The sequence below is a fragment of the Burkholderia sp. WP9 genome (assembly GCF_900104795.1).
Classification (GTDB): Bacteria; Pseudomonadota; Gammaproteobacteria; order Burkholderiales; family Burkholderiaceae; genus Paraburkholderia.
This window is the reverse complement of sequence record NZ_FNTG01000001.1, coordinates 2136397-2156087: the sequence shown is the minus strand read 5'-3', so window position 1 is coordinate 2156087 and position 19691 is coordinate 2136397. Positions and strand designations below refer to the sequence as shown.

The following is a 19691-nucleotide window of genomic DNA, read 5'->3' as shown; positions in this document are numbered from 1 at the left end:
ATGACTACCAATTCTTTTACTCCGTTGCCGGCGCCAGTCGATGCATGGTCCGCCATGCCTGCCGCCACTCCCCAGCTCACTCTCGGGTCGGGCGACGCACACCCGATGTACGAGCGTTTGCTGAACGACGTGCAGGATGGCTACGACGCATCGAAGCTCGAGGTGACCAAGCATCTGCATCACCGCGCATCCGGCAGCTTATCGACCCTGCAGATGCTGGACTTGCAGGCCGACATGATTAATTTCACCGTGCGGGTGCAATTCGTGACGAACGTCGCGGAGAAGATCAGCCACGCGATCGACAATCTGACGCAAAAATGATGCGCCGCGCCCTGATCCTGCTGCCGGTGCTGCTTCTCCTCGTCGGCTGCAGAACCTCGCTTTTCGAAGGCCTGGACGAGGACCAGGCGAACCATATCGTCGCCGCGCTGAGCCATCACGGCATCAATGGCTACAAGGAGCGCAACCCGGACCGCACCTGGAACATCTCGGTCGACGACGCCGATGCCGTGGTCGCCACCGAACTGGCGAGCGCTTATGCGCTGCCGCGCGGCGGCCACCCGAATCTCGGTGAACTGTTCAGCCGCCAGGGGCTCATTTCGAGCCCTGAGGAAGACCGCGTCCGCTACGTGTACGGGCTCTCGCAGGAAATCTCCGAGACGCTCGAAAAAATGGACGGCGTGCTGCTGGCGCGCGTGCATATCGTGCTACCGGAAAAGGACCCCATGGATCCGGCGCAGGACACACTGCCGTCGGCTTCCGTGATGATGCGCTATCGCAGCGACTACAACCTCGAACCGATGCGCGACCGGATTCGCGCGCTGGTCGCGGGCGGTGTCGAAGGGCTGACGCCGGCACGCGTATCGCTGACGCTCGTCGCGGTCACGCCGGTGCTGACCTTTCCCGCCGACTGCGCGGCGGATGACGGCGTCGCCAGTGCAGCGGGCGCGGTCGCCGCGACGACTTGCGCGCAGAGCGCCGGCTATACGCCGTCGCGTGCCACGGCGATGCTGGGCGTGCTGGCCTTGCTGGTGGCGCTGATGAGCGGCTCGATCTGGCTGTGGCGCTCGGGAAGGCGCACATGGTTCAAACCGAAGAAGGGCGCCGAAGTGTCGGACACAAGTGCGCGTTCGGAGCGCGCCAAGCACGCCGGAGGCGAGGCATGAGGCGCGCCTATACCTGTGCGCCGGCCTATTGGGCGCATCACAGCTGGCTCGAACACGGCAAGCCGATCCGCGACGAACGTACCGCGCGCATCGCGCATGCGTTTCTGTTTGGAAGCTATCCGCAACTGGTTCAGGTGGCGCTGGCCGACGTGCCGCCCGCGCTGCCGATCTGGCCGCGGCCGGCTTGCGCGCGGCTGTGCCGGATCGTCGCCGCGCTTGCGTTCGCGCCTTCGCTGCGCCGCGTGGTCGCCGCGCAGGCTCGTGCCGCCTTTGCGGCGGGGATTGCGCCGCGCCTGCTCGGTGCGATTCAGCGGCACCCGCGTGCGCAGACTGCCGATCTGCTCGTCGAACCGGCGCCGTCGCTATTCAGCCGGCGCGACATGACGGCAGTCGGCCTCGCACTCGCGCTCGAAGCCACCGCCGACTCGCGCTATGCATTCTGGTGGAGCCTGCGCTTGCCGCGCGAGATGTCGGAAACCGCGTCGCGTTATCGCGTGAGCAATTTATCTTCCGCCGAAGCGCGTGAACTGGTCGCCGAGGCGCGCCGTCTGATGGGAGCCCATCCATGCTGATATGTCGACTGGGTGCCTGGCGCATCGAATCGGACGGACATCTGAGCGCGCATGAACTGGCGTCGCTCGACGGCCTGCGCGCAGTCGATGCCGACCGTGCAGCGGACGCGGCACACGAGCGCCGCCGCCTCGGCACGCGGGTGCGCGAACTCAAGCGCCGCGCGTGGCGTCATGGCCACGCGGCCGGCACGGCGGCAGCGCTGCGCGAACATGTCGGACGCACGAGCGCGGTGGCATTCGCCGCCCATCGTCTCGAAGAGAGGCTCACGCAGATCGTGCTCGGCGCGGTGAGCGACATTGTCGGCGAACTGCCGCCGTCGGCCGCGTTGAAGCATCAATTGCGCCGCTCGATTACGGTCGCGCAGTCGCAGCGGCTTGTGTCGGTCCGCGTGGCACCGGCCGAGTTCGATGACGCGGTGCGCCTGATCGCCGCCCTCGAGCAGGACCTCGGCGCGCCGCTATGCAGCGTGCTCGCCGATGCGGGACTGCCGGCTCGCTCGTGCGTCGTCGAAACCGAGTCCGGCGTGATCGACGCCGGCTTGAAAGTGCAGTTGCGGGCGCTGGAGCGTGGGATCCGCGACAGCGTGGCGGCGGTGCTGCGCGAGTATGACTTCGCCGATGGTTCGGGCCGTACGGCGCTCGACACGATCGAGCAGGGCGTGCGACAGACGTTGGCCGTGCTCGCGGCGCCGTTGGCAGCGCCGATGTTGCCTTCGCCTTCGCCAATGCAGCCATTGCAGACATCGCAGACATCCGTGACATCAGCGACGTCAGCGACGTCAGCGACATCGCCCACATCGCCCACGTCATCGCCACCCAAACCGCGCTCAGTCCGTGTCGTCCGGCGTTCATTCGTGCGGGAGGCGGTGTGACGCTCTGGCACGACATGGAAACGGTCACGCTCGCGGACGCCGAGCGCACCAACCTGGCGATTCGCCACTTCGGCAGTCCACACGCGGTGTCGGTGGGCACGCGGCGCTTCACGCTGCAATTCGAGCCGTGCCGCGCGTCCTATCCGCTGCGGGTGTCCGGTTTCGCGGGCCAGGCGCCGTTCAGCGCCGGGTGCGACGCCGGCGCGCTGCTGCCGGAACTCGCGCCGTCGGTGATCGACGCACGCGGCGAGGCTGCGCTCATGCATGTCGCCGACGCGTTGAATGACTGGCTGTGCGCGCTCGAAGGTCTGTTCGGTTTCACGATCGACCTGACCAGTGTTGCGTTCGACGCCGTGCCAGAGCAGGGCGCATACGGCCTTGCCGTCACCCATACGGCGAGCGGCCGTGCTGCCCATTTCTCAGTACGCAGCACGGCGGTCGATGCCTGGCTGCGACTGCGCATACCGCCCGTGCCGTCGAGAGACGCATTGCTCAACCGCCTGTACGTGCGCCTGCCGGTTTGCCTGCCCGGTCCGTGGCTGTCGCTGCCGCGGCTGCGCAGGATCGCGGTGGGCGATGCATTGCTGTTCGACCGTCATTCGACTTACCTGCGTGTGCCATTGCGAATTGGAACATGCCGGATCCTTTTGAAATTTACTCAGGAGTACACCTTGATAGAGCATGTCATGACTGATGAAACCCCGCCCGTCGAAGTCACCAGTGAACTGTTGCCGATCGACTCGATCACTTTCGCCTTCGAAGCGGTGCTCGGCACGTTGTCGTTGTCGGTGGCCGAACTGGCGCATTTGCGCGAAGGGTCGATCGTCGCGTTCCGGCTGCCGGCTCGCGAGCGCAAGGTCACCCTGCTATGTCAGGGCATTCCGTTTGCGCGCGGCGAACTGATCGATATCGAAGGTGCGCTCGGCGTGCGCGTCACACGGCTCACGCAGGAGGATCTGCCGGCATGAACGACCAGTTCGATCCGCTACAGAACATCTTCCTGTTTTTCATGCTGGGGCTTTTGCCAATCGCAGTCACGATGACCACGTCGTTCACGAAATTCAGCATCGTGCTGACGTTGCTGCGCTCGGCGCTCGGCGTGCAGCAGGCGCCGAGCAATCTCGTGATCTCCGGCCTCGCCCTCGCGGCGACGCTGGTGGTCATGGCGCCGACGGTGTCGAAGATCGAGGCCTCGCTCGATACCGGCGAAGGCGTCCAGGCTTCCATGCCGCGCCCCGTCGAAATCGTGCGGGCCGTGCGCGGTCCGCTTGGCGACTTCATGCTGAAGCACTCGCGGCCCAACGAGCGGCAGTTTCTCGTCAGCGCCGCGAAGCGGATCGATCCGGAGCGCGATGCGCGCGAAACCGATTTGCAGCTGCTGATTCCGGCATTCATGATCAGCGAGATATCGAGCGGGTTCGAGGCGGGCTTCCTGCTCTACATCGCATTTCTGGTGGTGGATCTGGTGGTCGCCAATGTGCTGAGTGCGATGGGCATGATGATGCTCTCGCCGACCACGGTGTCGATTCCACTCAAGCTGTTCATGTTCGTGTCGGCGTCGGGTATGTCGAAGCTCATGCACAGCCTTATCGTCGGCTATGCAAAATGAACGGCCTGCCGTCTCTCCCCACCTTGTCCAGCGACGCGTTGATGCTGGTGTTCTGGTTGTCGTTGCCCGCGCTCGCCGTGGCTACCGTTATCGGCCTGCTGCTCGGGCTATTGCAGTCGATCACGCAGATCCAGGACCAGAGCCTGCCCTATGGCGCGAAGATCATCTGCGTCGGCTTCGTGCTGATCGTCACCGCGCCATGGGCGAACCGCGAACTCACGCGCTTCCTCGCGCACGTGTTCACCTATATCGCGGCAGGGCGCTTGCATTGAGCATGGAATATATCCCTTATCTCGAAGGCTTTGCGTTCTGCACGATCCGGCCGGCCGTCGCGCTTCGCATGATTCCCTTCGGCCAGAGCGACTCGCTAGGAACCAAGTTGCGCCTGCCGATCATGTTCGCCGTTGCCATGCTGCCGCAGCAGGTCGGTTGCCCGCCGAACCTGTTGCTGGCGATGATCGTCGAAGTCGCGACCGGTGCCGTGCTCGGCCTGCTGCTCGGTACGATCTTTCATGCCGCCGGCGCCGCCGGCGCGATACTCGATCAGCAGGGCGGCTATGGGAGCGCTGCGATGTACGACCCGCACTTCCAGCAGGAAGCGGCGTTGTTCGAACAACTGTTTCTGCAGTTCGCCGCGTTGATGCTGTTTACAGGTCCGGGTTTGCCGCTGCTGTTCGGCTTCTTCACGGATGCGTGGGTGCTATGGCCTCCCGGGCAATGGCGCACCGACCTGCTCGATGTGTTCCGGCAACTGGCGCTGCGCAATCTGCCCGACACGCTGACCGAAGGCGTGCGGCTTGCGAGCCCGTTGCTCGGCCTCCTGTTGCTTGTCGACGTAGCGTTCGGGCTCATGTCACGGCATGCGAAGCGGCTCAATCCGTTTGCGAACGCGCGCACCGTGAAAGCCGCGGTTCTGACCTTCGCCGCCGTGCTCAGCGTGCCCGCGTTGTTCGAGCAGTTGCGCGTCGCTTTCGATCATGTGATCCATCTGCGATGAGCGACAAGACCGAAGCGCCAACTCCCAAGCGGATCCGCCGCGCGCGGATGGACGGCCAGATCACGAAGAGCACGCATGTGACGGTGGCCTTCAGTGGCCTGTGCTGGTGGCTGTATCTGTTTATCGAAGGTCCGCATCTGTACGCACTCGGCAGCCGCCTGATCGTGCACGTGACGACGCTGGACGCATCGCGCGAACTCGGCGATCTGCTCGCGTCGACGGGCGGCGCGCTTTACGCTTTCATTGCGCCGGTGCTGACGACGCTGGGTGTCGGCGCACTCGCGGTGCTGGTGCCCGAACTGATGCAAACGCGCGGCCTGCTGGCATTCAAGCGCGTCGTGCCCGACCTCAAGCGGCTGAACCCGATCAATGGATTGAAGCAGATGTTCAGTCTGCGCCTCGTGTGGGACAGCGTGCTCACGATCATCCAGTTCATGATCCTGCTGCTTCTGTTCGCAGAGGCCATCGAGGCCTGCCTGCGGCAGCTTGCGCCCGCATGGACGTTTTCGTTGCCGGTCCATCTCGGCAATACGGCAATGTCGCACTCGCATCTGCTGGCCTTGATGGCCGCCTCGCAGATCGTGCCCAGCGTTGCCGACTATTTCATCCAGCGCTTCTTGTGGCTGCGCGGCCTGCGCATGGACAAGAACGAAATCAAACGCGAATACCGCGACGACGAAGGCGACCCCTACATAAAGAGCCGGCGTCGAGCGCTTCATCGGGAGCTTGGTCAATAACATGTCGAACCGTTCCATTCTCAGCCGCTACGATCTGTCGGCTTTTCTTGCGCGTCACGCAGACCTTGCCGTCGGCGTGGGCATTCTGGCGGTCCTCGCACTGCTGATCGTGCCGGTGCCGCCGTTCATACTCGATCTGTTCATCTGCGTGAGCTTCGCCTCCGGTCTGACGATGCTGAGCGCCACGCTGTATGTGTCGAAGGCCGCGGACCTCGCGAGCTTTCCGTCGCTGTTGCTGATCACCACGCTGCTGCGTCTCGCGCTGGCGATCGCCTCGACCAAAATGATCCTGCTCCATGCGCACGCCGGCCAGATCATCGGCGCGTTCGGCGAACTGGTGGTGGGCGGCAATGTGGCGGTAGGGCTCGTGGTCTTCGTGGTGCTGGCGGCGATCCAGTTCATTGTCGTGGCGAAGGGCGCAGACCGCGTGGCGGAGGTGGCGGCGCGCTTCACGCTCGACGGCATTCCGGGGCGGCAGATGAGTATCGACGCCGACATGCGCAACGGGGTGATCTCGGCTGCGCAGGCGAGCCGTCTGCGCGCGTCGCTCGAACGCGAAACCTATTTCTACGGCTCGCTCGACGGCGCGATGAAATTCGTCAAGGGCGATGCGGTGGGGGGCCTCGTCGTTGCGCTGGTGAATATCGTCGGTGGACTGGCGGTCGGCATCGCGCAGCGCGGCATGTCGTTCGGCGACGCGCTGCACACGTACACGATCCTGACTGTCGGCGACGGCCTCGTGTCGCAGATTCCTTCGCTGATCGTCTCGGTCGCCGCGGGCATTCTTGTCACGAGAGTGAGTGCCGGTGACGGCGCCGACGCGCATCTCGGCAGCGACATCTACAGGCAACTGGCGGAGCATCCGAAAGCCATGGCCATGGCCGGCGTCGCGTGTGTTTCGCTAGCGGTGATTCCGGGTTTTCCGCATGTCCAGTTCATGGTCGCCGGCGGCCTGCTGCTTGCGCTCGCCATCACGCTGATGCGTAACGCCGCGGTCGCCACGAACTCGCAACGCGCGCTGATGCCAGGCATGACGCGCGACGGCGGCAACTACGTGCCGCGTATTCTCGACGACGTCGAGTTGGGCACGAGCGCGGCACTGCGCTTGCGACTCGGCCTGAGCGCGTTCGATGCGCTGCGGCCCGAGGCGTTGAACCGACGGCTCGGTCAGTTGCGCCGCAAGCTGATGGTCGACCTCGGCGTGCCGTTTCCCGGCCTCGCGCTGCTGCGCGATGCGCGGCTCGAACCCGAGCGCTACGTCGTCGATATCGAGGACGTGCCGTTTGCCAGCGGCACGCTGGTCGACGCGCATATGCTGGTGAGCGGCGACGCGAACCGCGTCACGTTCGAGGGTATTGCGGGCTATCGGCCGCGCGCGGAGAGATCGGTCTGGGTGCCGAGCGCGACGGCGGCCGCGCTCGACGACCCCGAGATCCACAAGGCGAGTGTGGACGAGGCGCTATGCGATCACCTCGCGGAGGTGTGCGAGCGCTCCGCGGCTGATTTTCTCGGCACTCAGGAGACGCGCTTTTTGCTCGACCAGCTGTCGATCGAATTTCGTGAGCTGGTTGGTCAGGCGGCGCAGGCTGTGAGCACCGTCCAGCTCGCCAGCGTGCTGCGGCAATTGCTCCAGCAACGCGTGGCGATCCGCAATCTGCGCGCGATTCTCGAAGCCGTGGTGCGTGTGCCGGCGGGCGAGCGAACGATTGACCGGATGGTGCGCCAGGCGCGCATCCAGCTCGGTCCGCAGATCGCGCGCGGCCGCGCCGACCTCGATTCGTGGACGATTTTCGCGGCGGTGCTGGAGCCTTCATGGGAGGCCGAGCTGGAGGCGCAGATCAGAAGCGGTGTCGACGGTGAGCCGCAATGCGTGCTTTCCGTGGAAGAGCTGGAGCGTGCGCAGCGGGTTTTCATGGCTGAACTGGACGGAATCGCGTTGATCGTCACGAACGCGATTCTGCGTCCGCATTTGGCGCGGCTATTGCAGGACTTCGGCCGGCGCGTCGAGGTGCTGGCCATCGAAGAGATTCCGCTCGACGTCTACCGCGTCCAGGCTGTCGCGACGCTGGGTGCCGCATGAAGGGGAACGGCATGCCGTCTTTGGAGAAAAGTACGCCGGTGTTCTCGTCCGCACCGACGTTGCGCGGCCGGGTGGTCGAAGCGCGCGGCGTGATCGCGCGGGTGGTGGGTGTGTCGTTGCGGATCGGCGAAAAGGTGCGCCTCGTGCGGCCCGATACGCTGGAAGCGCAATACGGCGAAGTGGTCGGGTTTGCACACGATGGCGCATTGGTCATGCCGCTTGCCGGTTTGAACGGCCTGTCGGATATCACCGAGGTGCAAGGTTGCGGCTCGGCATGGGGCACGTTCGACGCAGCAGGGTTGCTCGGCCGCGTGGTCGACGGTCTGGGCAATCCGCTCGACGGTGGTTCTGCGCCGCCGCCGCTCGTCAGCGCCGCGGCGCAAGACAGCAGCGGGGCGACGCTCAATCCGCTCGAACGGCCGGTCATCACGACGCCGTTTGCTACCGGCGTGCGGGCGGTCGACGGATTGCTGACCTGCGGCGTCGGGCAGCGCACCGGCATCTTCGCGCCTGCCGGCGGGGGCAAGAGCACGATCATGGGCATGATCGCCAACGGCGCATCGACCGATGCGGTCGTGGTGGCTTTGATCGGCGAACGCGGGCGCGAAGTCGCCGAATTCATCCACGACCACCTCGAGCGGCGGCGCGCGTCGACTATCGTGATCGCCGCGACGTCTGATCGTCCCGCCGCCGAACGGATCAAGGCGGCGGAACTCGCGGCGCAGGTCGCGGTAGGGCTGCGCGCGAGCGGACGCAACGTGCTGTTGTTGTTCGACTCGCTCACGCGTTATGCGCGCGCGCTGCGCGAGCTCGGGCTGGCGGTCGGCGAACCGCCGCTGCGAGGCGGTTTTCCGCCCAGCGTGTTTGCGCAGTTGCCGCGCCTGATCGAATCGGCCGGCGTGACGGCGCAGGGCAGCATCACTGCGTTCTACACGGTGCTCGCGGATGAGGCCGACCTGTCCGATCCGGTCGCCGAGGAAGCGCGCTCGCTGCTGGACGGGCATATCCAGCTTTCGTCGAAACTCGGTGCGGCCGGTCACTATCCCGCCATCGATATTCTGCGCAGCCGAAGCCGGTTGATGACGCGCGTTGCCGATGCTGTGCATCAGGCCCGAGCGAACCGTGTGCGCGACTGGCTCGCGCGCTATGAAGAGGTCGAACTATTGCTGCAGATAGGTGAGTACCAGCGTGGTAACGACGCGGAGACGGACCGGGCCATCGACCGGCGCGCGGCGATCGAGCGCTTTCTGCGTCAGCCGTACGATACGCGTTGCGGCTGGGAGGACACGCGCATGCAGTTGCATGCGCTATGCGATGGCGCTCATCCGCTATGACACATAGCGTTGCCAGGCTGGCGGCGTTCTGGCGCGTGCTTGCGCGCGTGCGCCGCTTGCGCGTTCAGCGCCGGCTGCGGGAGATGGTGGACGCGCGCCGCGGCGAGCGTCGCGCCGCGGGTGTGGTGGCCGAGCGGATCGCCGCGCTCGAACGGCATGCGGAGGAGCGGCTACGGGTGCTGGCGTCGTGCCGGCGCGATCTGAGCGCAAGCCGGCAGTGGCATGCGACGCTGCGTGCGCATGACGCGCTTACGCCGACGTTGCGCAGGCAACTGACTGAAGCCGAGGCGGCGCATACGCGAGCGTGCGAGGAAGTGGTGCGAGCTTTGACGAACCGGCGGCGCGAGACGGTGCGGCAGGAGGAGGCCGATACGCGTGCTCGCGAATGTTTGATGCGGCTGCGTGAAAGCGGATAGCGTGAAGTCCATTGTCGAGACGGTCCCACGGATCACGGGAAGCAACGCAGCCGGACTGTCTCGAGGACGTCCGGCTTCTTTGCATCGCATGAACCACGCTGGCACGGTGGGCGGTAATCGACCGCGGGCCGGCTCTCACGCTTCACTCACCGGGCGGAGGGCTGCGGCCGGTGAGTATTGTCCAGAATCGCGAGAGTTACGCTGCGTAGCGGTTGAAATCGGCCTGCGTCGGCGCTTTGCCGGTGTGCGGATCGACAAAGCCGGCGGCGCCCATGGTGGCCTCGAGCGTGTAGCCATGCGGTGCGGAGCGGCCGCGGCTCTCCTGCACGGTGAGCGGTGCGCTGCTCTCCTGACTGATGTTGCCGATCGTGTACGTCTTATTTCCCATGCTTAGGGTCGCCGTGTCCGCATAGGAGACCTTCGAATTGTTCTTGGCTGCCTTCGGGTCGACTGTGAGGTGGCCGCCTGGAATTTTGAAGTCCAAGGCGCCATTGAATGTGCCCTGCTTATCGTAATGCGGGTCGCCCCAAACTTTATTCGTCACGCCGGTTTGCTTGTTGGTGATGGAGATCGACGAGTCGGCCTTCGAGAATTTAAAGTCGAAGGGCTCGGTGTGAATGGTGCCAGTTTTGCCGTCGGTGAAGCCGTCGACTTTGACTTGCGATGAACTCCTATCGCGGTCGTTGCGCGGCGGCGTGCGATCGCAATCGCGCGAATTCTTCACGGAGCGGCTGTTGATTTCCATATTGCTTTGGCTGTACGACTCGCCGCGATGGTAACCCGGTGCGGGCGGTTGGCCATAGCCGCGGCCGATGCTCGTCGATTGCGCGGTGATTGTGCTGCTCGAGCCGTGCGGCGAGTTGCGGCTGGTCATGGAGAACGACGTCTGCGAGAAGTTGCCCCGCATTCTGGACATCGGTTCCGACGGGCCGCGGCCGCCGAACGAGTTAGCACCGAAACGCTGCGACTGCGCTGCAAATTGCGAACGATTGTTCGCGCTGTTATAGACGGCGAAGGAGTTGTAGTGGGCTTGCGTCGTTGTTGACATGTCGATGTTCCGGAAATAAAAAAGTCGGCTTGACCAGATTGACGGAACCGCGTCGCCGACGGTGTGGAATTGGCTCCGTGTACGACATGGTAAAGAGATTGAATTGTCGTTCGGCATACTTATTTATAGGGTGAGCGATGAGATGCAAATTGTTCTGATGGTCCTCTTGTACAGGAGGTGCCGGTCGTGAGTTAGTGGATGTAGGCCGACCCACTGCCATAGCTGGAGGGACGGAGCGGTCTAATTCGATCCCAGGAGCAATCAAGGGAAGCAGGCGTCGCCGGATTGGCAGCGAGTGCCATCCGTTCAGCTGATACGGCTGGCCGGGCACAGGGAATCGAATTGCGTGGCCGGACGCGTCAGATGCCGCAGTTCAGTCGAAGGTTTTCGGCTGATGCATTTCAGGAAGACGCCGATGCAGTGGTTAATGCGTTCAATGCTCCGGCGTCGCTCTGTTCTATTGCCTGAGTAAATCCGCGTTGAAATGCGCGAGCTCCTCCTGCAAGTACTGATCCTTGATCTGGTCAACCTGCAGCGCGGTCAGACCGGAATGAGCGGCAATGTCGGCCAGCGTCTGTCCATTGTTCAGTCGATGGATCACGTCCTGCCGGGTGGCGGGCGGTACAAATGGCGTGTGTGCCGCGGCGATGGGCTGACGGGCCTGTTCGGCCAGGAACTCTTCGTGCAGCTTCCGGGTTTCGTCCATCACATAGCGCTCGATTGTCTCGTCGATGGCCTCCGGCGTCAGGCCCAGGTTCTTTGCGATCTGTTCAGCCGGAATCTGGTCTGCGACCTGCCTGAGCACTTCCGATGTCATTGCTTCCCGGCCGGAGGGTTGTGGCGAGTCGACGCGCGGGCGTTTTGCCGATGGGTCGGTGTGCCCGCCAGTGGAGGTGCCCGGTTGCGGCGACGCGGGTCTGCACGGCGCGGCCGAAGCGGTCGGCTGTCGAGCGCCGGTTGCCTGCTGGGGCGCGTGCCTGTCCCGGCGATAATGCTGGTCGATGTAATCGACGGTTTCGGGTTGGATATGTTTATCGCGCGCGATCTGCTCTCGCGGGGCGCCGGCGTTCAGTTGGGCAATGACCTCCTGTCGGAAGGGGTCCGAGCACAGCGGCATCGTCCAGGGATCCGGATTAATAAACGAGCTCTGAATGCGACTGACAGAGTTTGGGCTGATACCCAATAGTGTCGCGACGTCCTTCTGCATCCACCCGTCGCTAAGCAATTCTTTGGCTTTTAGTTTCGTTTCCGCCGATATAGGACGGGTGCCGCCTTGCAGACCGACATCCTGATGGATTTCCCACTTCCCGGACTCTGAATCGTGACGCACGGGATAGGTGGGACGGGTCGGATTGGCGGGGTCGTAGATCCGGTAGGTGGTGTTGTCCTTGTCGTATTTCACCGCGAACGCCTGGTTGTCGGCGAGGATGAATTTCTGGCCGTTGGCCGTATCGACATACACGCCCGGCGTAGCCGATGGACTGTACGAAGATGGCATGTTCTCGAGTGCATAGGCTTCGGGCATGCCGCCTGGCGTGAATGCGGGACCTGCGGTCGCGCCGCTCACTGGCGGTTGAACCGTAGGCGACGGGTTGCCCGTCGGGCCTGGCTTCAGCTTCAGCGCGCCCTCACCAGACCCGCCCAGCACCGGCTTCAGCGCGCTCTCGGCCGCCTCGGGCTCGCCCCTGCCGAGCAGCAAGCCGGTGAACATCGCCCCCAGATCGATGTTCCTCACCTGCTGACCGGTCAGCCCGCCCTGATTGGGGAAGCTGGCATCGAGCAACTTCGTGGCCAACCAATCCATGCCGGGGATCGGCGACAGGTCCGCGACGAACCGGCCGATCGCGTACAGCGCCTTGTCCAAAGGACCGCCGGTGTCTTGCCTCAGCATCGTACGGATCTGCTTGTCGGTGTCCTGTAGCGCGCCCTGATAGCCGGCCGCGAGGTTCTGTACGTAGTTCTGGTCGTACTTCGGCGGATGCGCCGCCACGCTGCTCAGGGTCGTGGCCGGCGTGCCGGCGTCCAGATCGGGGCCGGGACTGGCCATCGTCGAGAGCGCCTGCTGCTCCAGTTTCGTGACGCGCTGGTGAATGTCCGAGCCCGGTTCCGACATGCCCTCCTGGAAGGTGAGCAGATCGCGCGTGCGATCTTCGGGCGGGAGCGTTCGCGCGGTTGAACGGCTACGCTCCTGTTGCGAGTAGCCGTCAGGCGAGAGAAGTTTCTCCATCACCGACTGGTACGGGAACGTCTTTGCATAGGCCGGCAGCCGCGTGTCCCCGTCCCATTGCGGATCGTCGGAGGAGCTGGGCAGTTTTAGCGTCTCCGGCGTGTCTTTTTCCGTGTCGTTCGGAATCCTGTATTTTCCTGTGTCGTCGAGAATCTGGTTCACCCGCGCGGTGGACTCATCCCAGAGCTTCTTCTGGGTCGCATGAATGTCCTGCGATTTCTGCAGGATCTGATCCTGCATCCGCGACTTGATCCCAACGGCTCCCGCATAGGCCTGCTCGCGCTGGGTGGGTGTGGCGCCCGGCGTATTCATCTTCGTCGCCTCGTTGAGCAACGCGGCCATCTGTTTCTGGCCGTCCTCGCCCAGCAACCCGATGCCGACCGGCGCATTGAATACCGCGTTCATGCGACTGACCGGGTCCGATTCGACGCGGCGCATTTCCTGGTCGACGTCCTGATGCAACGAGGAGCTTGCCGCTTCATAGCCATCTTGCGGCACCGTGCGTAACGCCTCGGCGCGCTGCTCGAACTGCTTGCGCGTGGCCGGGTCCATCTGCGCGAGCGCGGAGGCAAGCTCCTGCTCGTCCTGGCTGACCTGGACCTCGTCGCGCGGCAGGCCGGTCATCGCAAGCCTGGCCGTCTTCCACAGGACCATGGCGCTCTTCAGGTCGGCGCCATGGTTGCGTGACTGGCTGCCGCCATCGTATCGACCGACCATGTCGGCGGCAAACCGCGCCGCCGACGTTGGGGGCGACTGCGGCGCGGCCGGCGATGTCACCGATGATTGCAACGTCAGGCTGGCGGCGTGCTTCCGCAGCAATGCGTGTGTTGAAACCGGCTTATGAGCGCCCCGCCTGTCGGGTTCACGCGGTGCGGACTGCAGGGGTGGTCCCGCCAGCGCGTCACGCGGATCGGGAACCGGTGGTACGAAAGCGCCAGCCGGGCCGGACGAATAGGGAGATACAAGCGGACCGGAACTGCTGATCGGACTGGTAGACATGGTCGCACCTCGAAGAGTTGTGGACGAACGGTGCGCGATGAAGATCTGCCCACCGTGGTGGTCATCAGATCACCGGCGAACCTGTGGCATGTCATAAGGGGGTATAGATTTTGCACTGGCATTCAGATAGGCGTGACTCATTTGAATGCAGTACCGCGATACCACATCGCACTGACGTGGCGTGACCTAATGATTGCTCGTGCCGCTCCATTCAGAGGTCATCAGAATGACGACGTCCACTATGGGAAGTACCGTAAGTGATAGCGAATATGCAGTTAGCTATCCACGGCAAACTGAAAAGTCCGCCGACAAAAATGCCACGCCGCTATTCCCGGCGATCCAACCGCCCGACCCGCACGACCCGGTCTCTCCTACCGTATCGACACCGTTCTCCAACAGCCTGAACTTAAAGACCGGCCTTCTTCTATCTACCTTGAACACGCTGCAAGACAGGCCGTCGCTGCCGGGAGGCAGTTCGTTTTCGTCCCGGCTGGTCTCGGCAAACCGCATGGGGCATGCGGGCAATGGCATGGTGTCGAATCTCGGCAGGTTCTTCAGTTCTTTGGGGAAGACACAGGATCCTGACGGTGGACAGGACCCAGCCCTTGCCGGATTGCAGGCGGGTAAGGCGCTGGGCAATGCGATCGGCTACGCGATCGATTTCTCGAAGGTCGAGGACAAGCTGGCAACACTGCGTAATTACCTGCGTGGACCGTTGAGACAGGGCGCGTTCTCGTTTCTCCCCAGTCGCGATCCGCACGAAGAGATCGCGCTGGTCGATTTCCGACCGACTTCGGCATCGAAGCAGTCTCAGACGACCACACTCAGAACCGTTAATGCGCAAATGCAAACGACTGATCAGTTGCAACGGTCGCACGGAACGCAGACCGGTTTACTGTCGATGAGTCGAGATAGACCGACTCAAACGGAGAGTGTCGGCGTCAGTAGGGCGACTCAAACGCCGCATTTCACACAGAGCCGCTTCACTCAGACAACCTCGAATCAAACGGAAGAGCAACCGCCGCATGCGCCAGATGGAGAGTCAACGGGTGAGCACAAGTATGCGACGGCAGGCGATCACGCCAGTACTCAAACGGATAAGCAAGTCGTCCATGAAGAAACTCAAATAGGGCGACACGTCCAGGATGCCGAGATCCAGACGCATTCGCGGAGAACAACAGAAAGCGGCGATCAGGCGACAGCGCAGTTCGCCGATGCTGGCAATCAGACTCGCATTCATGTGGCAGATCAGAATGTGCAAACGGGTTCGCCGAGTCGACTGGATGAATCGGTTCAGGCAACCGCGCATATGGAGCACAACGGCACTCAAACGAGCCTCCACCAGCATGACCGCGCCGTGCAGACAGTCGATAGGTTGAAAATCAGCACGGCAATTCAGGCCACTCCATTGAAGAACATGGCAGGAACTCAGACGGCGAGCGCGAAGCGCGACGCCGACGTACAGACCATGCCGCCGGGCTCTGTCCCGTCAGTGCCGCTGAAGACGGAAACTACAGCCGGCGCCGGACAACCTTCGCAGCCGGGTGTCCAGCAACGAAAAATTGGGCAGGATGCAGGATCCCAAGCTGGCTGGCCGCTCACTGATCGCGAATCTCAAGCGAACGTGGAAAGCCGCCACCATGCCACGCAAAAGTTCCAGGCGATGACGGATCACCATGGCAGTCAAACGGTGGTCATCATGCGCGACCGCGACAACCAGACGGCGCCGCCATTCCGATCGCGTGCGACCCAGACTGTGCCTTTGCCCGCGAGCCTTAACGTTCCTGAGGCTTCACGCAAGCTGCTGCCCGGCAGCGTCAAAGCCAATGGTCACTGGCTGCCGATCGACATGCTCGCGCTGGCGTCGAGTTCGGCGAACGTGAAGAACGACCCGAGCACGATGAACCAGATGTCATTGGCCGCTGACTCGCTCAGTACCACCGGCGATGCCATCAGCGTGGTCAACATCAACGGCAATAAGTTGCTTGGCCTCTCGTCAAAGGCACTGTCGCTGCTCGGCACGGCGATCGGACTTGCGCCGTCTGTCGGGCAGTTGTCGTCCGATATCAAGGAACTGATCCGGAACCCGGGAAACGAGCAGGCGAAATGGAACGTAGGTAACGACTCCGCGCAACTCGTAGCCGGTCTCGCTGCGACGGCTGCGTCGTTTGCGTTCCCGCCGGCGGCGCTCGCGCCGTTGCTGCTGCCGAATTTCGCCGAGATCTATCACGCAGAGGCGCTCAGGAAGCAGGTTGACGATCTGCGCGCGCAGGGACGGGATGCAGAGGCCGACGCACTGCACAAGGAGTATGACAAAGCCGCGCTCAATGCGACGCCGGTGCTGAACTGGTTTTCTTCGTTCTATACGCCTGCCATGCGGCCCGCCATCGAGAGCTTCGAATTATCGCAAGGGAACAAGCCCGGCGCGGCGCCGATGGGCGACATAAGTTCCGGCGCCCACGGCGATCCAACTGTTCTCGCTTACTACGGACAGGCGATGCAGCAACGCGGGCGCAGTCTTGCCACGTCCGCGACACCGTATCTGAAGGCGCTTGCCGAGGGCGCGGGTGCGGACTCCGTGACGGTCGTATCGCATGCGCCGCAAATGTTCGGCTGGCCGTCCACAGGACAGCCGCTGCGCGTATTCGACCGGTCGATCGCGATGACCTATTCGAAAGCATCCGGCTCGGTGAGCTATCAGTTCTTCGGCAAAGAGCAGGACGGGGCTTTCCGGCTGCCCATTCTGAACGAAGGCGTGAAGACCGGCGATGGAAGAAAGAACCTCGTCGTCGTTGGCAATATTCTGGACCCGGACAAACAGCAGGTTAAGCTCGACCTTCAGGCGTATCGCGGCGATAAAACGGGCAGCGTATATGTGACTGATCCCAACCGATATATGGTCTGAGACGTGGGGAATCCGGCCAGTCATTCACCAGAATGTTAGTTGCCAATCCTAAGTTAAATGAAACCCGGCGAGTGAGCATGGCCGCCCTGTGTCGAGAGAACGGTGCGCGTTTGTGGGATCGCAGCCGTGTCGTTCCACTGGCGCCGATATGATCGCGAACGCGTGAAGGCCGCCGGGTTTCAATCGGGCGGCGTCGCGGCGGGGGCCAGTCTGCAGTTGCGCGCTAGCCGTTCGCGACGAAAGACACGCAGCGGCACCAGGAGTAACCCTGGGTATCGATCGGACATGGTGGCGTCTGGGCACGTGTCTTTGCCATGCAGCCATGACACGGCCAGATGGCTTCGGTTAACATTCAACATCAGAAGCGGCGGGGCGCGTCTTTGCCGACGATACCGCCGCGCGTAAGTAGCAGGTAAGTTGCGGCATTTATCGTGTTTGAAAGTCGGTGAGCGATCGCGCATGGTGCAGTGCGGCAGAGGCGATCAGTTGCCGAGGGTTGGAGACACCCGCCGCAGCTTTCGGGCGCCATACGATACGACGTGTCCCAGACGCGTCGGCCAGGTTTTACGTTTCATCTTCACCAAGGGGTTGTCGATGTCTGCGATTGAATCGGTTCTTCAGGAACGCCGCGTTTTCCCGCCCTCCGCAGAAGTAGCGGCGGGTGCAACGATCTCCGGCATGGATGCGTACCGGGCGCTCGCCGCCGAAGCGGAACGCGATTACGAAGGTTTCTGGGGGCGCCTCGCTCGCGAGACGCTAAGCTGGAACACACCCTTCACCAAGGTGCTCGACGAATCGAATGCGCCGTTCTACACGTGGTTCGAAGACGGCCAGTTGAACGCGTCGTATAACAGCATCGACCGTCATGTCGAAGCCGGCAATGGCGAGCGCATCGCGATCATTTTCGAAGCGGATGACGGCACCGTCACCAACGTCACCTATCAGGATCTGCTGCAACGCGTGTCGCGCTTTGCGAATGCGTTGAAGAAGCGCGGCGTGAAGAAGGGCGACCGTGTCGTGATCTATATGCCGATGTCGATCGAAGGCATCGTCGCGATGCAGGCTTGCGCGCGCATCGGCGCCACGCACTCGGTCGTGTTCGGCGGCTTCTCGTCGAAGTCGCTCAACGAGCGGCTGGTGGACGTGGGCGCGGTCGCGCTCGTCACTTCGGACGAACAGATGCGCGGCGGCAAGGCGCTGCCGCTGAAGAACATCGCCGACGAAGCCCTCGCAATGGGCGGCTGCGAAGCGGTCAAAAGCGTGATCGTGTATCAGCGCACCGGCGGCAAGATCGCATGGAACGCAGACCGCGATCTGTGGATGCACGAACTCGCCCAGGCTGAATCGGATCAATGCGCGCCCGAGTGGGTCGGCGCCGAGCATCCGCTGTTCATCCTGTACACCTCCGGTTCGACGGGCAAGCCCAAGGGCGTGCAGCACAGCACCGGCGGCTATCTGCTGTGGGCCGCGCAGACCATGAAGTGGACCTTCGACTGGAAGCCCACGGATGTGTTCTGGTGTACCGCCGACATCGGCTGGATCACCGGCCATAGCTACATCACGTATGGTCCGTTGACGCTCGGCGGCACTCAGGTCGTGTTCGAAGGCGTGCCGACCTATCCGAACGCCGGTCGCTTCTGGGACATGATCGCCAAGCACAAGGTGTCGCTGTTCTATACGGCGCCGACCGCGATCCGCTCGCTGATCAAGGCCGCCGACGCCGACGAGAAAGTGCATCCGAAGAGCTACGACCTGTCCACGCTGCGTATCATCGGCACGGTCGGCGAGCCGATCAATCCGGAAGCGTGGGTCTGGTATTACGAGAACGTCGGCGGCAGCCGTTGCCCGATTGTCGACACGTGGTGGCAGACCGAAACCGGCGGCCACATGATCACGCCGCTGCCGGGCGCCACGCCGCTCGTGCCGGGTTCGTGCACATTGCCGCTGCCGGGCATCATGGCGGCGGTGGTCGATGAAACCGGCCAGGACGTGCCGAACGGGCAGGGCGGCATTCTGGTAGTGAAGCGCCCCTGGCCGTCCATGCTGCGTAACGTGTGGGGCGATCCGGACCGCTACAAGAAGAGCTACTTCCCCGAAGAACTCGGCGGCAAGCTCTATCTCGCCGGCGACGGCGCGGTGCGCGACAAGGAAACCGCCTACTTCACGATCATGGGCCGTATCGACGACGTGCTCAACGTGTCGGGCCACCGGCTCGGCACGATGGAGATCGAGTCGGCGCTGGTGTCGAACCCGCTCGTCGCCGAAGCGGCCGTGGTGGGCCGCCCCGATGCGACAACTGGCGAAGCCGTGTGCGCCTTCGTGGTGCTCAAGCGTGCGCGTCCCGAAGGCGAGGAAGCGGTCAAGCTCGCCAACGAACTGCGCAACTGGGTCGGCAAGGAGATCGGTCCGATCGCCAAGCCCAAGGACATCCGCTTCGGTGAAAATCTGCCGAAGACCCGTTCGGGCAAAATCATGCGCCGCCTGCTGCGCTCGCTCGCGAAGGGCGAGGAAATCACCCAGGACGTGTCCACCCTGGAGAACCCGGCGATTCTCGATCAACTCGGCGAGTCGCTCTGAGCCTGGGTTTGCCTCTGTAAACCGGGGGTAAATGGCAAGGGCGTCCAAGGCGGTGCGCTCTTGACCGATGGCAGTTCCCGGGCACTGAAGCCAGTTCTTCGAGGCCACCGCGCGGACAATCCCGATTGCCTGCCCGGTGGCTTTTTGATACA

The 19691-nt window shown here is 63.3% G+C and carries 16 protein-coding genes; 14 read left to right on the top strand and 2 right to left on the bottom strand.

The features are described from left to right. The 12 genes from BLW71_RS09555 to BLW71_RS09500 are packed head-to-tail and all read left to right on the top strand — an operon-like array spanning nt 1 to nt 9783. Complete coding sequence (locus BLW71_RS09555) at nt 1–321, top strand: EscF/YscF/HrpA family type III secretion system needle major subunit (RefSeq protein WP_143048315.1); 321 nt, start codon at nt 1–3, stop codon at nt 319–321. Beyond that, on the top strand, nt 318–1166 hold the full coding sequence (gene sctJ, locus BLW71_RS09550) for a type III secretion system inner membrane ring lipoprotein SctJ (RefSeq protein WP_286161965.1): 849 nt from the start codon (nt 318–320) through the stop codon (nt 1164–1166). The genes BLW71_RS09555 and sctJ overlap by 4 nt, the downstream gene beginning before the upstream one ends. Beyond that, entirely contained in the window at nt 1163–1738 is a 576-nt protein-coding gene (locus BLW71_RS09545) for a hypothetical protein (protein ID WP_091795585.1), read from the top strand. The genes sctJ and BLW71_RS09545 overlap by 4 nt, the downstream gene beginning before the upstream one ends. Continuing rightward, nucleotides 1732–2610, top strand: a complete 879-nt coding sequence (locus tag BLW71_RS09540; protein ID WP_091795581.1) for a FliH/SctL family protein — start codon at nt 1732–1734, stop codon at nt 2608–2610. Before BLW71_RS09545 ends, BLW71_RS09540 begins: the two co-directional genes overlap by 7 nt. Then, nucleotides 2607–3578 (top strand): FliM/FliN family flagellar motor switch protein, encoded by a 972-nt coding sequence (locus BLW71_RS09535; RefSeq protein WP_091795578.1) that lies wholly within the window; start codon nt 2607–2609, stop codon nt 3576–3578. The genes BLW71_RS09540 and BLW71_RS09535 overlap by 4 nt, the downstream gene beginning before the upstream one ends. After that, a complete protein-coding gene (gene sctR / locus BLW71_RS09530) occupies nt 3575–4219 on the top strand; it encodes a type III secretion system export apparatus subunit SctR (RefSeq protein ID WP_091795575.1) in 645 nt (214 codons plus the stop codon). The genes BLW71_RS09535 and sctR overlap by 4 nt, the downstream gene beginning before the upstream one ends. Continuing rightward, nucleotides 4216–4491, top strand: coding sequence for a type III secretion system export apparatus subunit SctS (sctS, locus tag BLW71_RS09525; protein ID WP_091795572.1), 276 nt, complete (start codon nt 4216–4218; stop codon nt 4489–4491). Before sctR ends, sctS begins: the two co-directional genes overlap by 4 nt. A gap of 2 nt (nt 4492–4493) precedes the next feature. Then, nucleotides 4494–5216 (top strand): EscT/YscT/HrcT family type III secretion system export apparatus protein, encoded by a 723-nt coding sequence (locus tag BLW71_RS09520; RefSeq protein WP_286161964.1) that lies wholly within the window; start codon nt 4494–4496, stop codon nt 5214–5216. Further along, nucleotides 5213–5953 carry an EscU/YscU/HrcU family type III secretion system export apparatus switch protein gene (locus BLW71_RS09515; RefSeq protein WP_091795566.1) on the top strand — a complete coding sequence of 247 codons (741 nt, stop codon included), beginning with the start codon at nt 5213–5215 and terminating at the stop codon, nt 5951–5953. Before BLW71_RS09520 ends, BLW71_RS09515 begins: the two co-directional genes overlap by 4 nt. 1 nt (nt 5954) lies before the next feature. After that, nucleotides 5955–8033: a flagellar biosynthesis protein FlhA gene (locus BLW71_RS09510; protein ID WP_091795563.1), complete on the top strand. Its 2079-nt coding sequence runs from the start codon at nt 5955–5957 to the stop codon at nt 8031–8033. 11 nt (nt 8034–8044) lie between these two features. Next, a complete protein-coding gene (locus BLW71_RS09505) occupies nt 8045–9367 on the top strand; it encodes a FliI/YscN family ATPase (protein WP_218157114.1) in 1323 nt (440 codons plus the stop codon). After that, on the top strand, nt 9364–9783 hold the full coding sequence (locus BLW71_RS09500) for a hypothetical protein (protein WP_091795556.1): 420 nt from the start codon (nt 9364–9366) through the stop codon (nt 9781–9783). The genes BLW71_RS09505 and BLW71_RS09500 overlap by 4 nt, the downstream gene beginning before the upstream one ends. 196 nt (nt 9784–9979) lie before the next feature. Here BLW71_RS09500 and BLW71_RS09495 read toward each other — a convergent pair whose 3' ends face one another. Both BLW71_RS09495 and BLW71_RS09490 read right to left on the bottom strand, forming a co-directional pair. Next, entirely contained in the window at nt 9980–10948 is a 969-nt protein-coding gene (locus BLW71_RS09495) for a DUF1521 domain-containing protein (protein WP_143048314.1), read from the bottom strand. Between the two features lie 340 nt (nt 10949–11288). After that, nucleotides 11289–14057: a helix-turn-helix domain-containing protein gene (locus BLW71_RS09490; RefSeq protein ID WP_143048313.1), complete on the bottom strand. Its 2769-nt coding sequence runs from the start codon at nt 14055–14057 to the stop codon at nt 11289–11291. 226 nt (nt 14058–14283) lie between these two features. Here BLW71_RS09490 and BLW71_RS09485 point away from each other — a divergent pair, with 226 nt between their 5' ends. After that, a complete protein-coding gene (locus BLW71_RS09485; protein ID WP_091795547.1) occupies nt 14284–16962 on the top strand; it encodes a hypothetical protein in 2679 nt (892 codons plus the stop codon). 594 nt (nt 16963–17556) lie between these two features. Continuing rightward, nucleotides 17557–19539: an acetate--CoA ligase gene (gene acs / locus BLW71_RS09480; RefSeq protein ID WP_091795544.1), complete on the top strand. Its 1983-nt coding sequence runs from the start codon at nt 17557–17559 to the stop codon at nt 19537–19539. Nucleotides 19540–19691 lie beyond the last annotated feature (152 nt).

Bases quoted from the DNA above. Each gene is read 5' to 3' on its own strand.
- BLW71_RS09555 (WP_143048315.1), top strand. From the start codon at position 1: ATGACTACCAATTCTTTTACTCCGTTGCCGGCGCCAGTCGATGCATGG.
- sctJ (WP_286161965.1), top strand. From the start codon at position 318: ATGATGCGCCGCGCCCTGATCCTGCTGCCGGTGCTGCTTCTCCTCGTC.
- BLW71_RS09545 (WP_091795585.1), top strand. From the start codon at position 1,163: ATGAGGCGCGCCTATACCTGTGCGCCGGCCTATTGGGCGCATCACAGC.
- BLW71_RS09540 (WP_091795581.1), top strand. From the start codon at position 1,732: ATGCTGATATGTCGACTGGGTGCCTGGCGCATCGAATCGGACGGACAT.
- sctR (WP_091795575.1), top strand. From the start codon at position 3,575: ATGAACGACCAGTTCGATCCGCTACAGAACATCTTCCTGTTTTTCATG.
- sctS (WP_091795572.1), top strand. From the start codon at position 4,216: ATGAACGGCCTGCCGTCTCTCCCCACCTTGTCCAGCGACGCGTTGATG.
- BLW71_RS09520 (WP_286161964.1), top strand. From the start codon at position 4,494: ATGGAATATATCCCTTATCTCGAAGGCTTTGCGTTCTGCACGATCCGG.
- BLW71_RS09515 (WP_091795566.1), top strand. From the start codon at position 5,213: ATGAGCGACAAGACCGAAGCGCCAACTCCCAAGCGGATCCGCCGCGCG.
- BLW71_RS09510 (WP_091795563.1), top strand. From the start codon at position 5,955: ATGTCGAACCGTTCCATTCTCAGCCGCTACGATCTGTCGGCTTTTCTT.
- BLW71_RS09505 (WP_218157114.1), top strand. From the start codon at position 8,045: ATGCCGTCTTTGGAGAAAAGTACGCCGGTGTTCTCGTCCGCACCGACG.
- BLW71_RS09500 (WP_091795556.1), top strand. From the start codon at position 9,364: ATGACACATAGCGTTGCCAGGCTGGCGGCGTTCTGGCGCGTGCTTGCG.
- BLW71_RS09495 (WP_143048314.1), bottom strand. From the start codon at position 10,948: ATGCCGAACGACAATTCAATCTCTTTACCATGTCGTACACGGAGCCAA.
- BLW71_RS09490 (WP_143048313.1), bottom strand. From the start codon at position 14,057: ATGTCTACCAGTCCGATCAGCAGTTCCGGTCCGCTTGTATCTCCCTAT.
- BLW71_RS09485 (WP_091795547.1), top strand. From the start codon at position 14,284: ATGACGACGTCCACTATGGGAAGTACCGTAAGTGATAGCGAATATGCA.
- acs (WP_091795544.1), top strand. From the start codon at position 17,557: ATGTCTGCGATTGAATCGGTTCTTCAGGAACGCCGCGTTTTCCCGCCC.